Origin of the sequence: Collimonas sp. OK607, from assembly GCF_900111995.1 — a bacterium.
In the GTDB taxonomy this organism is placed as follows: domain Bacteria; phylum Pseudomonadota; class Gammaproteobacteria; order Burkholderiales; family Burkholderiaceae_D; genus Collimonas.
This window is the reverse complement of sequence record NZ_FOKF01000013.1, coordinates 80,628-96,413: the sequence shown is the minus strand read 5'-3', so window position 1 is coordinate 96,413 and position 15,786 is coordinate 80,628. Positions and strand designations below refer to the sequence as shown.

Genomic DNA, 15,786 nt, shown 5'->3' with positions numbered 1-15,786 from the left:
CGCTCAGTTAATTGTTACTTAGTTCTTGCTGTTATCGAGCTTTGCCTTCAACAGTGCACCCAGGCTGGTTGTGCCGGAAGCTGCATTGGAGTCCGAAGACAGCTTTTGCATTGCTTCCTGGGTTTCAACATTGTCTTTCGCCTTGATCGACAGCTGGATGCTGCGAGCTTTGCGATCGATGTTGATGACCATGGTTTCAACAGTGTCGCCAACCTTCAGGTGGGTACCGGCATCTTCCACGCGGTCGCGGGAGATTTCGGATGCACGCAGGTAGCCTTCGACTTCTTCCGACAACTGGATCACTGCGCCCTTAGGCTCAACCGACTTGACCGTACCGGAAACCAGTGCGCCCTTGTCGTTCATTGCAGCGAAGTTGTTGAATGGATCGCCTTCCAGTTGCTTGACGCCCAGGGAAACGCGCTCACGCTCAACGTCGATTGCCAGAACGATGGCTTCCAGCTCGTCACCCTTCTTGAAGCGACGAACGGCTTCTTCGCCGGTTTCAGTCCAGGACAGATCCGACAGATGCACCAGACCGTCGATGTTACCGGCCAGGCCGATGAACACGCCGAAGTCGGTGATCGATTTGATCGCGCCCTTAACTTTGTCGCCCTTTTTGTGGGTAACAGCGAAATCGTCCCAAGGATTAGCCTTGCATTGCTTCATGCCCAGGCTGATACGGCGACGGTCTTCGTCGATTTCCAGAACCATGACTTCAACTTCATCGCCCAATTGAACGACTTTGTTTGGCGCCACGTTCTTGTTGGTCCAATCCATTTCGGAAACGTGGACCAAACCTTCGATACCTTGTTCGACTTCAACGAATGCGCCGTAGTCGGTGAGGTTGGTGACTTTACCGAACAGACGGGTGCTTTGCGGGTAACGACGTGACAGACCGGTCCAAGGATCGTCGCCCAGTTGCTTGACGCCCAGGGAAACGCGATTCTTTTCTTGATCGTACTTCAGAACCTTGGCAGTGATCTCTTGACCGACTGTCAACACTTCCGATGGGTGACGCACACGACGCCATGCCAGATCGGTGATGTGCAACAGGCCGTCGATGCCGCCCAGATCCACGAATGCGCCATAGTCGGTGATGTTCTTGACGACGCCGGTAACGATGGTGCCTTCTTTCAGGGTTTCCATCAGCTTTTGGCGCTCTTCGCCCATCGAAGCTTCGATAACCGCACGACGCGACAACACAACGTTGTTACGCTTGCGATCGAGCTTGATGACCTTGAATTCCATGGTCTTGCCTTCGAACGGCGTAGTGTCCTTGACCGGACGGGTGTCGACCAGCGAACCCGGCAGGAAGGCACGGATGCCGTTGGTCAGAACGGTCAGGCCGCCCTTGACCTTGCCATTGACAGTACCGGTAACGATCTCGCCGGACTCCATCGCTTTTTCCAGCGAGAGCCACGATGCCAGACGCTTGGCCTTGTCGCGCGACAGGATTGTGTCGCCGAAACCGTTTTCCAGCGATTCGATAGCGACGGAGATGAAATCGCCGACAGCTACTTCGAGTTCGCCGTTGTCATTTTTAAATTCTTCAATTGGAATGAAGGCTTCTGACTTGAGGCCAGCGTTGACGATAACGAAGTTATGGTCAAGGCGAACGACTTCAGCAGAAATCACTTCACCAGAACGCATGTCTTGACGTGACAGCGACTCTTCAAACAGCGCGGCGAATTCATTTGCGCCGGCAGATGCAGGGGACAGAACGGTGATTGACATAGTTTTGACTAGTTTGACAGTATTGCCGTCTTATCTACGCAATGTACTAACTACTAACTAATGTACGTTACGTACCGACTACTAAGATTCGGTCAATATTGGGTTAGGTTTTTCAACGTCCGGCCAGACTTTGCGTCAGACCGAACACCAAGGTGCTGCAAAAAAACAACGTATTTCTTGATAGCTCGAGATAAAACACCCCTTACTACCCTCTTCTACTGCTTATCTACTACTTATTCAGACTGCGTATGCAGTGCCTTGGCAGCGGCGTACCAACTGAGCACTTGTTCGACCGCCTGATCGGCAGTCATTGCAGAAGTATCCAGCAAATACGCCCCTTCCGCGGCCTTTAACGGTGCCGAGCTGCGGTTGCTATCGCGCGCATCACGCTCCGTCAAATCCTTTGAGAGGTCTTCCATATTAGCAGAAAAACCCTTGTCAATCAATTGCTTATAGCGTCGCTTAGCCCTGGCTTCAACGCTGGCGGTCAAAAACACCTTCAAGCCGGCATGCGGGAAAATTACCGTGCCCATGTCGCGGCCATCGGCAACCAGCCCGGGATGTTGCCTAAAACTCAACTGAAGGCCAAACAAGGCTTGCCTGACTGTTGGTATTGCCGCAATTTTCGAGGCGAGATTGCCGACTTCTTCCGCCCGGATATCATTCGACACATCTTCATTCGCCAGGAAAATGTGGGCGCCATTGAAATGGCAATGCAGATGCTCGGCGGCCTTGGCCAGGGCATGCTCATCGTCCAACGGTATGGCGCGCCGCATCACGGACAAGGCGGTCAGGCGATACAAGGCGCCGGAATCGAGATAATGAAAACCCAGGTGCTGCGCAACTTTTTGTGCCACCGTACCTTTGCCGGATGCCGTTGGGCCATCAATCGTGATGACAGGAAAGTGAGAAGTGGGCATAGGGATACTCGATGGTTATTATTAATTTAATGAAATTATTACCTGCATGAAATGCAGCGGTCACTCGGACAAGGGTGCAAAAATTGCCTGCAGATCGTCTTGCGTCAATCCGACATTCTGGGTTTCGCCTTCCGGAGAAAGCATTGCCTGTGCCAGATCGGCTTTTTTCTGCTGCAGCAGCTGGATACTTTCCTCTACCGTACCCTTGGCAATCAATTTGTAGACAAATACCGGCTTGTCCTGGCCGATGCGCCAGGCGCGGTCGGTAGCCTGGCTTTCTGCCGCCGGATTCCACCACGGATCATAGTGAATCACGGTATCCGCTGCGGTCAGGTTAAGGCCAACTCCCCCGGCCTTCAGGCTGATCAGGAACACCGGCACTTCACCATCTTGAAAGCGGCGCACCGCTTCTGCCCGATCCACGGTGGCGCCGGTCAGCAAGGTATAGCCGATATCGCGCTCCTGCAGCTCGGCAGCGATCAGCGCGAGCATACTGGTAAATTGCGAAAACACCAGGATGCGCCGGTCTTCCTGGCGCAGCTCATCCAGCATTTCCATCAATTCAAGCAGCTTGGCTGACGGCACTTCAGCTTGCGCCGCCTCGGCTTCCGGCGATTCGGTTTTGAGCAAACGCGGATCGCAGCAAGCCTGGCGCAATTTCAGCAACGCTTCAAGGATCACGATATGGCTACGCGCTACGCCTTTCTTTGCGACTTCTTCCCGCACTTTCTTATCCATCACCAGACGCACGTTTTCATACAGATCGCGTTGCGCCCCGCTCAGTGTCACTGAGCGCAGCATTTCGGTTTTCGGTGGCAGCTCCTTGGCCACCTTGTCTTTGGTCCGGCGCAGCAAGAAAGGCTTGATGCGACGACCTAACAACGCGCGCCGGGCAGCATCGCCCTGCTTTTCGATCGGCTGCCGGAAATCCCGGTTAAAGGATTTTTCATCGCCGAGCAAACCTGGCAGCAGGAAATGAAATTGCGCCCACAGTTCGCCCAGATGGTTTTCCACCGGTGTGCCGGTAAGACATAGGCGATGCCGGGTATTCAGCAACGCCACGCTTTGCGCCACTTTGGAGCGCGGATTCTTGATGTAGTGCGCCTCGTCCAGGATCAGCAAATGGAAGGCATGTTCGCGCCAGCGTTCCTCATCCCGTGGCAGCAAGGCATAGGTGGTCAAGACCAGATCGAACTCACCGATCTGGTCGAACTGTTCCAGCCGCTGCTTTCCTTGCAAGACCAGCACCCGCAAATCTGGCGTAAAGCGCGCGGCTTCCTGCTGCCAGTTGTCCATCAGGCTGGTTGGCGCAACCACCAGAGCCGGCGCGGTCAGACGGCCGCTTTGCTTTTCGATCAGGATATGCGCCAGGGTCTGCACGGTTTTGCCCAAACCCATGTCATCGGCCAGGATGCCGGCCAGATCGTACTCGCGCAGGAACTGCATCCACGCCAATCCTTCCAGCTGATAATCGCGTAATGTCGCTTGCAGCCCGGGTGGTGCGGCAATCTTCTGGATGCCGCCGAAGGTACTGAGTTTCTGTCCCATGCTGCGCAGGCGATCGCCGCCGACCCAGCGCAATTTGGCGCCGGCGTCCAGTTCAGCCAAGCGCGCCGCATCGAGTGCGGATAAACGTATCGGGGCGTCCTGCTTTTCCGCGAAATACAGCTCGCCCAAGGTGTTCAGGATCGGCTTGATCCGGCCCCAGGGCATTGCTACATGGACGCCATCCGGCAAGCGCACCAGCAATTCATCCTGGTCGTCTCGCTGGGCCAGCGTGCGCGGATCGAAATCCTGCGGCGCCTGGCGAATCAAATTGACCAGCAACGGCAGCAACGGCACGCGCTGGTGGTTGACCACGATGCCCAGTTCAAGCTCGAACGGGGTATTGGCGGCCAGGTTGCCGGCCGCGTCGGCGGCAGCGTTGGCTAAGTCGGCAACTTCGGCATACCAGTCTTCTACCGCAGCGACATCAAAACGGTATTCGGCACGCTTGTCGATCAGCCAGCCCTGCGCGGCAAGACTCGGCAAACCCTCTTTCGCAAAACGTATCCAGGACGACTGGTCCGGCTGCATGAACATGCCTGGCATCATGGCCAGCGGATGCTGCGTGCCCTGGAGCGGTTGCATGCCAAGCGCCATCAACGTCTGTCCGAAGGCTGCTTCGGCGTCCTGGTCGCGCACGATCTGCTCGATACCTGCGGACGTGTTACGGCTCAGCGTTGACGTAAATTGGGTGGAGACGATTTCGCCGTCGTAACGAAAATGCAGTTCAGCAAAATCCTGCATCAGCGGATTGCTGACGCTAGGTAAGCTGCCCAAGACCAGCAACGGCTGCGGCGCGATATTCTTGCGAATCGTCTGCGGCACTTGCGGTGGGAACGGAATCACGTCGTTCAAGCCTTGCGTCAGCAATTGCTGAGCAACGGCCAGGCGATCTTTCGGATCTAGCAAAGGTGCTTGTATCACCAGATCGTTGAGTGCCTTGCTGGAAATCCTGGCGTTGCGATGCAAGAGCTGCAGCTCGCCGCACGACAGATTATCGATATACCAGGGCGGCTCGGTCGGCAGCATGTAATCGACGTTTTTCCGTGACTGCCCGGACGCGATCCCGGACCCAGGCGCGGACTCTGCTTCCGCTTCAAATTGCCAGCCAAGCTGCCACTTGTCGCGCGCGGCGTCGCGGCTGTCGTCCACCGCTTCATACCAGGCCAGGCTGGCACAACGCGTGGCAGCAAGCTGCAAAGGATAGGCCGTGCCTTTGGCCAGGTCGGCCAGCGAATTGGCCCATAACAAACGCTGCTGCTGCAACAACGAATGCAGCAATTGCGCACCGAGTTTGCCGCTCAGTTCGCAAGCCGCGTGCTGCGCATGGTTGCCGTCATTCTGGGCGACAAACAAACCGATCAGATCACGATCTTCCGGCCCCAGGAATACGGCAGGATCGGCTAACAGGCGCGGTACGTCAGTCACTGGCTGCACAGCTGAAAACTGGCCGTTCGGGCGCTGCTGCGCCTTACATAAATGCAGCGCGGCTTTCTTGCCGTTATAAGCAGCGGACAAGACAAATACCACCTGGTGCGTGGCGACCTTCTGACGTAATCCGGACGGCTGCACAGGCGCCGATCCGACCGCGGCGATTTCACTTTCGACACGTGCCAGCCAGGCTTCCATCGGACGGGCAAGCGGGGCATGTGCGTTGGCCTTCGCAATGGCTTTAGACTCAACGACAGGTTTTGCCGGCGCCACCGGCTGGGTTTGCGGTTGCTGTAGCGACGACGGCTTGCCAGCAGGGATTGCCAGCTGATCCTCAGACGGACGCTGCAGATACGCAATCAAAGCTGCTGCCACGTGCTTGCAATTGGATCCGACCGGACAGGAACAAACACTATCAATATCCGGCGTATCGCGAAATACGGACAGCGTGATTTCCTGTTGATAGATGTTGCTGCCGCTACCCTGAACCGTAGCGTTGAGGACATCGCCGTCCTGCGCCACCGCAAGCACGCGGTGCTGGCGCACGTACTCCTCCCCGCGGTCATAGGTTTTCTGGTGCAACACGTCGCGCACATCGTCAAGTGTCAAATTCATGCGCGGCTCACTACCTTACAATAAAGTCTGCTCGGCGATTTGCGCGAACACGGTGAAATAATCGGGAAAAGTCTTGGCGACGCATTGCGGATCATTGATGCGCACGGTGGTGCCGCGCAGCGCCGCACCGTCCAGCGAGGCTAGCGAAAAACACATCGCCATGCGGTGATCGTCATAAGTGTCGATAGTCGCCGCTTGCAGTTGCGCTGGCGGTGTCACGCGCAGGTAATCGGTGCCCTCTTCAATCGTCGCACCAAGTTTGCGCAACTCGGTCGCCATCGCGCTGAGGCGGTCGGTTTCCTTGACGCGCCAGCTGGCGATATTGCGCAAGGTGCTCGGACCATCGGCGTATAACGCAGCTACGGCAATCGTCATCGCGGCATCCGGGATGTGGTTGAAATCTGCATCGATGGCTTTTAACACGCCGCTCGACGATGCTTCAATCCAGTTATCGCCCATCGTGATGGTGGCGCCCATCTGCTGCAAGGCTTCGACAAAACGGACATCGCCCTGGATACTGTTGTTGCCGACGCCTTCAACCCGCAGCGGTCCGCCGGCAATCGCGCCGGCTGCCAGGAAATAAGATGCGGAAGAGGCATCGCCTTCAACGTGGATCACCTTCGGGCTTTGATACTGCTGGCCGGCTGAAATGGTAAACGACTGCCAGCCATCGCGCTCTACGGTCACGCCGAAACGCTGCATCAGGTTTAACGTGATTTCAATGTAGGGCTTGGAAATCAGCTCGCCGATCACTTCTATCGTCACTGCTTCATGCTTCGCCATCAATGGCGCCGCCATCAGCAAGGCAGTCAGGAACTGGCTGGAAACATTGCCACGTACCTGCATGCGCTGATTATGCAACTGGCCGCGCTGGATATGCAATGGCGGATAGCCGGCAACGCCGGTATAGGCGATGCGGGTGCCGACCGCATTCAAGGCGTCGACCAGATCGCCGATCGGCCGCTCGTGCATGCGCGCCACGCCGTGCAAGGTGTAGTCGCCACCCATCGCAGCCAGAGCTGCAGTCAGGGGGCGAATCGCGGTACCGGCATTGCCCATGAACAGATCGGCCTGGTGCACCGGGAAACTACCGCTGCTGCCATGCACAGTATAAGTCTGCGTGCCTTCCGCCTGCTCCCAGACCACGCCCAATTGCTTGAGCGCCATCAGCATGACCAGCGTATCGTCGGATGCCAGCAGATCAAGAATTCGGGTAGTGCCGTTGGCTAACGCCGCCAGCAATAAGGTACGATTGGAAATACTTTTGGAGCCGGGTAGCCGGACGGTGCCCTGCACTCGCGCTACCGGATGCAGATCTATGTATTCGGGATAATGTTGCTTGCGTTGCGTAGTCATTAATCTCCACCCTCCTTGTTCTGTTGTTCCGCCGACTCGATGGCGCTGATCCAGCTGTGTCTGGCTTGTTGTGCGTTGCTGTAGATGGCTTCTAGTCCGGGGCCGTCGCCGGCCGCCAGCAAGCCGCGCAAACGCGTCAGTTGCAGCAGGTAAGCATCCAGCTCGCTCAGCAAGGCGCTTTGGTTTGCCAGCGAAATATCACGCCACATTTCCGGCGATGAACCGGCGATACGCGTGAAATCCCGAAAACCGCTGGCGGCATATTGAAACAGCGAAGCCGCGTGCGGCTTGTTGGCGATATCGTCCACCAGCGCATACGCCAGCACATGCGGCAAATGGCTTACCGCAGCAAAAATCGCGTCATGCTGCTGTGCCGACAAGCGATGTGTCAGCGCTCCGCATTGTTGCCATGCAGCGGCGACGCGGGCGATATCCTGCTCGGTATTTTCCGGCAATGGCGCCAACACCACTTTCTTGCCGACATACAGCTCGGCCAGCGCTGCCTCGGGACCATTCTGCTCGCGGCCGGCAATCGGATGTCCCGGGACAAATTGCGCAATCTTGTCACCCAGCGCTGCGCGTGCAGCAGACACCACATCGGATTTGGTGCTGCCGGCGTCGGTCACGATAGTGCCTGCCTGCAGATGAGGAGCGATGCTGGCCAGAATCGTGCCAGTCTGCGCTACCGGCGCTGCGATCAGGATCAGGTCGGCGCCGGTGACAGCCTCGGCCACCGAGGTGGCGATAACGTCGATAACGCCCAGCTCCTGTGCGCGCTGCAAGGTCGTCAGCTGACGACCTACACCGACCAGCTGTTCCACCACGCCGGCTTTTTTCAAAGCCAGTGCGAAAGAACCGCCGATCAGTCCCACACCAAATATTGCGATTTTCTTGAACACGAATGATGCTTTAATAAAAATTAATCGAAGCCAAGGGAAGCTAAACCAAGCAAAAATTAGCGCCAGCGTCAGCCCAGCAGCTTTTTCAACGCATCGATGAAAGCCGCATTTTCATTTGGCAAACCGATGGTGACGCGCAACCATTGCGGCAAGCCATAGTTGGCAACCGGCCGCACAATGATGCCCTGCTTCAGCAACGCCAGATTGACGCGCGCGCCGGCAGCCTCGTCCTCGCCAACTTTGACCATGACGAAATTACCGAACGAAGGCACATATTCCAAACCCAGTTCATCGAAAGTTTGCGTCAGTTCTTTATATCCATCGCGATTCAGTTGCGCGCTACGCTGTAAGAAAGCGGTATCGCTCAAGGCCGCCACCGCCGCGGCCTGCGCCAGCGAGTTGACGTTAAACGGCTGGCGGATCCGGTTCAGCAAATCGGTGATCACCGGCTGGGCGATGCCGAAGCCGATGCGTAAGCCGGCCAGGCCATAGGCCTTCGACATGGTGCGCGAAACCAGCAAATTGGGATATTTACGCACCCATGCAATCGAATCGTATTGCAGCTCCGGCAGCAGGTATTCGTTGTAAGCCTCGTCCAGCACCACCACGATGTTCGCCGGGACCCGCGCCAGGAACGCTTCAAGCTCAGCGGCCGGGATGAAGCTGCCGGTCGGGTTATTCGGATTGGCGATGAAGATCAGCTTGGTGTCGTCGGTGATGGCGGCTGCCATCGCTTCCAGGTCGTGCCCGTAATCCTTGGCCTTGACCACGATAGCGCGCGCGCCGACAGCTTGAGTCGCCAGCGCATACACCACAAAAGAATATTCCGCATACATGGCTGCTTGCCCCGCTTGCACGAAAGCGTGGGTGGCCAGTTCAAGGATATCGTTACTGCCGTTGCCCAGCGTGATCCACTCTGCCGGCACGTCGTATTTGGCAGTGATGGCGGCTTTCAAATCGAAGCCGTTGGCGTCCGGATAACGGCCGATATCGGCGACTGCCTTTTCCATTGCCAGCCGCGCCGATTCCGGCATCCCCAACGGGTTTTCGTTAGACGCCAGCTTGATGATGTTTGCCTCGTCCAGGCCGAACTCACGCGCAACTTCAGCAATCGGCTTGCCGCCTTGATATGGAGCGATAGCACGCACATACTCTGGACCAAATTTAATTGACATTGTCTGCTTTCAAAACGAAATATTGAGCTAAATAAATGTTTGCCTGGAACTACGCTGTTCAGAAATTCAGAAACTCCGAGGATACGACCCCAGCAGTTTGTAGAACGCGGCGTTTTGCTGCAGTTCCGCCAGCGCCTTGGCTACCTTGTCGTCTTCTGCATGACCTTCGACGTCGACATAGAAATAGTATTCCCATGCGCCCATGCGCGCCGGCCGCGACTCGAAACGCGTCATGGAAACGCCATGCTTGGCGAGCGGCGCCAGCAACTTGTACACAGCGCCAGCCTTGTTCGCCACCGACAGCACCAGCGATGTCTGGTCCTTGCCGCTAGCGCCGTTTTTCAGGCGACCGACCACAGCAAAGCGGGTGCGATTGTGCGGATCATCCTGAATATGGGCGCTGACAATTTCCAAGCCGTACTTTTGCGCCGCGATCTCACCGGCAATCCCTGCCACCGAAGCATTTTCGCTAGCCATGCGTGCCGCTTCGGCATTGGAAGCAACCGCCAGCCGTTCGATATTTGGGTAATGCTGGTTGAGCCAGGCGTTGCATTGCGCCAGCGCCTGCGAGTGTGCGCAGATACGGGTGACGGCATCCATGGTGCCCTCTTTGCTCATCAGGCTGTGATGCACCGGGATCGACACTTCACCGCTGATGCTGAGCGTGGTCTGCAACAGCAAATCGAGGGTGCGATTAATCACGCCTTCGGACGAATTTTCGATAGGCACCACGCCGAAATCTGCAGTGCCGGCTTCTGCCGCGCGAAATACTTCGTCAATCGATACGCAAGCCAAACCCTCTACCGCGTGACCGAATTGCTGGTACACAGCCTGTTCGCTATAGGTGCCGGCCGGGCCCAGGTAGGCTACCGTGACGCGCTTTTCGAGCGCACGGCAAGCCGACATCACTTCGCGGAAAATGGTTTGCACGTCGCTGCCTTGCAGCGGTCCGGGATTCCGCTCGGCCACTTTTTGCAAGACTTGCGCTTCGCGCTCAGGGCGGAACACCGGTGCATTGGTCTCGGCCTTGACGTGGCCGACCTCTTGCGCGATTTGCGCACGGCGATTCAGCAAGGCCAGGATTTCTGCATCAATCGCGTCGATCTGTTGACGCAGGGGGAGGAGTTTATCTTCGCTCATGTTTACTGTATTTCTATCTCTGGTTCTAATACTTGGCTAAACAGATCATCGCCAACCACAGCAGTCCCGGCCAATGCCGGACCTGGCTAGCCGCGCTGCTTTTCGAAATCTTTCATGTACGCCACCAATGCTTGCACGCCGGCCAAAGGCATCGCGTTGTAGATCGACGCACGCATGCCGCCGACCGATTTATGCCCCTTCAATTGCAACAAGCCGTTTTCTTTGGCGCCGATCAGGAAAGCCTCGTTCTGCGTTTCATCTGCGAGGAAGAAAGGCACGTTCATCCGCGAGCGACTGTTGGCGGCGATTTTGGTACGGTAGAAATCGGTGGAATCCAGATAGTCGTACAACAACGCCGCCTTGGCGATATTGCGCTGTTCCATCGCGGCGACGCCGCCCTGCTTCTTGAGCCACTGGAACACCAGGCCGGCGATATAAATCGCATAGGTCGGCGGCGTGTTGTACATGGAATCGTTGTCGGACACTGTTTTCCAGTTGAATGCGGACGGGCAAGCCGGCAACGTGTGGCCGAGCAAATCTTCGCGCACCACCACCAAGGTCAATCCGGCGGGGCCGATATTCTTTTGGGCGCCACCGTAGATCACGCCGTATTTGGAAACATCCACCACACGCGACAAGATGTGCGAGGACATGTCAGCTACCAGTGGTGCGTTATTGGTTTCAGCTGCGATATCCGGCGTGAATTGATACTCAACGCCGTCAATGGTTTCATTGGTGCAGATATGGACGTAGGCCGGATCTTTGGACAGCTGCCAGCTGTCGCGCTCAGGAATCTGCGCGAAATGACTGTCCTCGGAAGAGGCTGCAACGTTGACGTTACCGTAGCGCCGCGCTTCTTTCAGCGATTTGGTCGACCAGGAACCGGTATTGATGTAGTCGCTGGTGGCCGGCTGGGATCGACCGTCGCGGCCCAACAGGTTAAGCGGGACAATCGCGTTCTCGGCAATCGCGCCACCTTGCATGAACAGCAGTTTGTAATTGGCCGGAACCGCAAACAACTCGCGGAAATCGTGCTGCGCTGCCGCCAGGATCGACATGAATTCTTTGCCGCGATGACTCATTTCCATCACGGACATGCCACTGCCTTCCCAATCCAGCATTTCGGCGGCAGCTTGCTGCAACACCTCTTTCGGTAACACGGCGGGACCAGCAGAAAAATTATAGATAGGCATGATGAATGTCGTCAGATAAAGAACCAGAACCGAGAATGATTACGAACCAACAGATGGCGTTACCGTGTTGCTACAACTTACTAGTGCAAACTTACTTGCGTAAAACCTACGCGACTCAGCTTACGGGCTGAGTCGCGGTACTCTTTTTACTCTGCGGCGGGATCCGCAGCGCCGCCTGCTTCGGCATCGCTGCCAGCATCGGTACCGGCATCGGCCTCAGCAGCCTCAACCTCGGCATCAGACTCGACCACACGCTGCAAACCACTCAGCTTGTTACCGTCTTCCACCGCGATCAGCGTCACGCCCTGTGTCGCACGACCCATTTCACGGATCTCTGCAACGCGGGTGCGAATCAGGATGCCACCGGTAGTGATCAGGATGATTTCGTCGCTAGGCTCAACCAAGGTAGCGGCAACTACCTTGCCGTTACGTTCGCTGGTCTGGATTGCGATCATGCCCTTGGTGCCACGGCCATGGCGGGTGTACTCGGTGATCGGGGTACGTTTGCCGAAGCCGTTTTCGGTTGCAGTCAATACCGATTGCTGTTCGTTTTCCGCGACCAGCAAAGCGATGACTTGCTGGCCTTCTTCCAGATTCATGCCGCGCACGCCGCGTGCGGTACGGCCCATCGGACGCACATCGTTTTCGTCAAAGCGTACTGCCTTGCCGGAGTCCGAGAACAGCATCACGTCATGCTGGCCGTCCGTCAGTGCAGCGCCAATCAGGAAATCGCCCTCATCCAGATCAACCGCGATAATGCCGGCCTTACGTGGATTGCTGAAGTCCGACAATGGCGTCTTCTTGACGGTGCCAAGGCTGGTCGACATGAAGACATAACGGTCTTCAGGGAAGGTGCGGTTATCTCCGGACAATGGCAACACCACGGTAATCTTCTCGCCATCCTGCAGCGGGAACATGTTGACGATAGGCTTGCCGCGCGAGTTGCGCGAACCTTGCGGCACTTCCCAGATTTTCAGCCAGTACAAACGGCCGCGATTGCTGAAGCACAAAATGTAATCGTGGGTATTGCCGACGAACAGCTGGTCGATCCAGTCGTCGTCCTTGGTGGCCATGGCTTGTTTGCCGCGGCCGCCGCGTTTTTGCGCGCGGTATTCGGAGACCGGTTGCGATTTCATGTAACCGGTATGCGACAACGTCACCACCATGTCTTGCGGCGTGATCAGATCTTCAGTGCCGAGATCGGTAGGATTCAATTCGATCTGCGAACGACGCTCATCCTTGTTGCCGATGCCGTATTCGTTTTTGGCCGCGGTCATTTCATCAGTGATGATGATGGTGACGCGTTCCGGCTTGGCCAGGATATCCAGCAAGTCGGCGATCTGCGCCATAACGTCTTTGTACTCGTTGACGATCTTGTCCTGTTCCAGGCCGGTCAGGCGTTGCAAGCGCATTTGCAGGATTTCCTGCGCCTGGTCGTCCGACAGACGGTACATGCCGTCAGTTTGGATGCCGTAATGCTTAGGCAGATTCTCGGGACGGAAGGACTCGATGCCGCCGATGTTTTCATCGCCGGTACGGGCCAGCATTTCACGTACCATGGAAGAATCCCAGGCACGCGCCATCAGCTCGGATTTCGCTACCGGCGGGGTCGGCGCGGCTTTGATGAGAGCGATGAAATCATCGATATTAGCCAGCGCTACCGCCAGGCCTTCCAGCACGTGGCCGCGTTCGCGCGCCTTGCGCAGTTCGAACACGGTACGCCGTGTAACCACTTCGCGGCGGTGCGAGAGGAAACATTCCAGCATCTGCTTCAGGTTCAGCAGTTTCGGCTGACCGTCCACCAACGCCACCATGTTCATGCCAAAAGTATCTTGCAGCTGCGTTTGCTTGTACAGATTGTTCAGCACCACTTCCGCTACTTCGCCGCGCTTGAGCTCGATCACCACGCGCATGCCGGATTTATCCGACTCGTCGCGCAGATCGGAAATGCCTTCCAGCTTCTTGTCGCGCACCAGTTCGGCGATACGCTCCAACAATGCCTTCTTGTTTACCTGGTACGGCAACTCATCGATGATGATCGCTGTGCGGCCTTCACGGCCGAATTCTTCGAAGTGGGTCTTGGCCCGCATCACTACACGGCCGCGGCCGGTGCGATAACCATCGCGCACGCCGGACACACCGTAGATGATGCCGGCGGTCGGGAAATCCGGCGCCGGGATGATTTCGATCAGCTCGTCGATCGTGCAATCGGCATTGCGCAAAACGTGCAATGCGCCGTCGATCACTTCGGTCAGATTGTGCGGCGGAATGTTGGTCGCCATACCAACCGCGATCCCTGAAGAACCGTTGATCAGCAGGTTAGGAATGCGTGTCGGCAACACCGACGGTTCTTTTTCCTTGCCGTCGTAGTTCGGCACGAAATCGACGGTTTCCTTGTCCAGGTCGGCCAGCAATTCACCGGCGATCTTGTCCAGGCGGCACTCGGTGTAACGCATCGCTGCGGCGCCGTCGCCGTCGATCGAACCGAAGTTACCCTGGCCGTCGACCAGCATGTAGCGCAGCGAAAACGGCTGCGCCATCCGCACCAGCGTGTCATAAATCGAAGCGTCGCCATGCGGGTGATATTTACCCATGGTCTCACCGACCACGCGCGCGCACTTCACGAACGGGCGATTCCAGACGTTGTTCATTTCATGCATCGCGAACAAGACCCGGCGATGCACCGGCTTGAGGCCGTCACGCACGTCCGGCAGCGCACGGCCAACGATCACGCTCATCGCGTAATCGAGATAGCTCTTGCGCATTTCTTCTTCGAGGGAAATCGGGATTGTTTCTTTAGCGAATTGATCCATTTAGCGAGTCGGCCAATCTTTACTTAGGTTGATCAATGTAGAACCAGAGATAGAACCAGCGTTCGCAACCGATCTGCCAGCTGGTGGCGAAACGCGGCTTGAAACGAAGGTATAACCGCATGATTTTAGCACGCGAGAGAGGCTATTCTGGCTTTTCAGGCAAGGCAGTACCAGCCGAAAACCTGCCGACCGGAAAAAATATGTTTAAATGCCGCCTTGCCCGACAATCCGGCGATCTTAAAAACAATCTCGCCATTGTTATTTCTCTCAGGAAACAATTTATGCGTTCTTCAATTGCGCTCTGCCTATTGTTAGGCTCGGCCCTCGGCTCTGTGTCCAATCCTGGCTTGGCCCAAACCACCGTGGTTCAGGCCGCTCCGGCAAAAAGTGCTTATTTGCAAGATGGGGGCGGCCCGATCGTTCGCAGCCAGGATGGCTTGTGCTGGCGCTCCGGTTATTGGGAGCAAGACGATGCGGTCACCGGCTGCGATGGCGCCCTGGTATCGCCGGTAATGAAAGCCAGCGCGCCGGCACTGGTTGCCGACCCGATGATTGCCAACAAGGAAGTACCTCCGGCAACTGTAAGCGCGCAATGTGATATCAGCGTGACGCTGGCGAGCGACCAGAACTTCCGTTTTGGGAAAGCAACACTGACCAATACTGCCAAGCAACGCATTGACGAGGTGATTACTAAATTGGCCAGTTGCGGCAGTGCGAACCTGATATTAATTACCGGCCATACCGATCGCCTTGGCGCCGCCAAATATAACCAGAAACTGTCAGCGCAGCGCGCCACCAATGTTGCCAGTTATTTGAAAAGCAAAGGTGTCACTAATAAGATGCAGATCGTCGGCGCTGGCGCATCCGATCCAATATTGCAATGCGGGAATAATTTGAGCCGTCAGAAACTAGTTAGTTGCCTGAGCCCCAATCGCAGAGTCGTAATAAAAGTACAACCGAATTAA

Annotated in this window: 10 protein-coding genes; 1 reads left to right on the top strand and 9 read right to left on the bottom strand. The window is 56.5% G+C overall.

The window, feature by feature from the left end; genetic code table 11:
- Positions 1-18: 18 nt before the first annotated feature.
- The 9 genes from rpsA to gyrA form a co-directional block, all read right to left on the bottom strand.
- Complete coding sequence (gene rpsA / locus BM029_RS11340; RefSeq protein WP_092359918.1) at positions 19-1,734, bottom strand: 30S ribosomal protein S1; 1,716 nt, start codon at positions 1,732-1,734, stop codon at positions 19-21.
- Between the two features lie 233 nt (positions 1,735-1,967).
- Positions 1,968-2,654 carry a (d)CMP kinase gene (gene cmk, locus BM029_RS11335; RefSeq protein WP_092436061.1) on the bottom strand — a complete coding sequence of 229 codons (687 nt, stop codon included), beginning with the start codon at positions 2,652-2,654 and terminating at the stop codon, positions 1,968-1,970.
- 60 nt (positions 2,655-2,714) lie between these two features.
- The gene (locus BM029_RS11330) at positions 2,715-6,245 is read right to left on the bottom strand and encodes a DEAD/DEAH box helicase (protein WP_092436059.1); all 3,531 of its coding nucleotides are present in this window, start codon (positions 6,243-6,245) and stop codon (positions 2,715-2,717) included.
- Between the two features lie 15 nt (positions 6,246-6,260).
- Entirely contained in the window at positions 6,261-7,601 is a 1,341-nt protein-coding gene (gene aroA, locus BM029_RS11325; RefSeq protein ID WP_092436056.1) for a 3-phosphoshikimate 1-carboxyvinyltransferase, read from the bottom strand.
- Positions 7,601-8,500 (bottom strand): prephenate dehydrogenase, encoded by a 900-nt coding sequence (locus BM029_RS11320; protein WP_092436054.1) that lies wholly within the window; start codon positions 8,498-8,500, stop codon positions 7,601-7,603. The genes aroA and BM029_RS11320 overlap by 1 nt, the downstream gene beginning before the upstream one ends.
- A gap of 68 nt (positions 8,501-8,568) precedes the next feature.
- On the bottom strand, positions 8,569-9,675 hold the full coding sequence (gene hisC, locus BM029_RS11315) for a histidinol-phosphate transaminase (RefSeq protein ID WP_092436052.1): 1,107 nt from the start codon (positions 9,673-9,675) through the stop codon (positions 8,569-8,571).
- A gap of 66 nt (positions 9,676-9,741) precedes the next feature.
- Positions 9,742-10,815, bottom strand: coding sequence for a prephenate dehydratase (gene pheA, locus BM029_RS11310; RefSeq protein WP_092436050.1), 1,074 nt, complete (start codon positions 10,813-10,815; stop codon positions 9,742-9,744).
- 86 nt (positions 10,816-10,901) lie between these two features.
- On the bottom strand, positions 10,902-12,008 hold the full coding sequence (gene serC / locus BM029_RS11305; protein WP_092436048.1) for a 3-phosphoserine/phosphohydroxythreonine transaminase: 1,107 nt from the start codon (positions 12,006-12,008) through the stop codon (positions 10,902-10,904).
- A gap of 146 nt (positions 12,009-12,154) precedes the next feature.
- Positions 12,155-14,821, bottom strand: coding sequence for a DNA gyrase subunit A (gyrA, locus tag BM029_RS11300; protein WP_092436046.1), 2,667 nt, complete (start codon positions 14,819-14,821; stop codon positions 12,155-12,157).
- 119 nt (positions 14,822-14,940) lie between these two features.
- Between gyrA and BM029_RS11295 the strand changes: the two genes are divergently transcribed.
- Positions 14,941-15,786 carry an OmpA family protein gene (locus tag BM029_RS11295; RefSeq protein ID WP_092436044.1) on the top strand — a complete coding sequence of 282 codons (846 nt, stop codon included), beginning with the start codon at positions 14,941-14,943 and terminating at the stop codon, positions 15,784-15,786.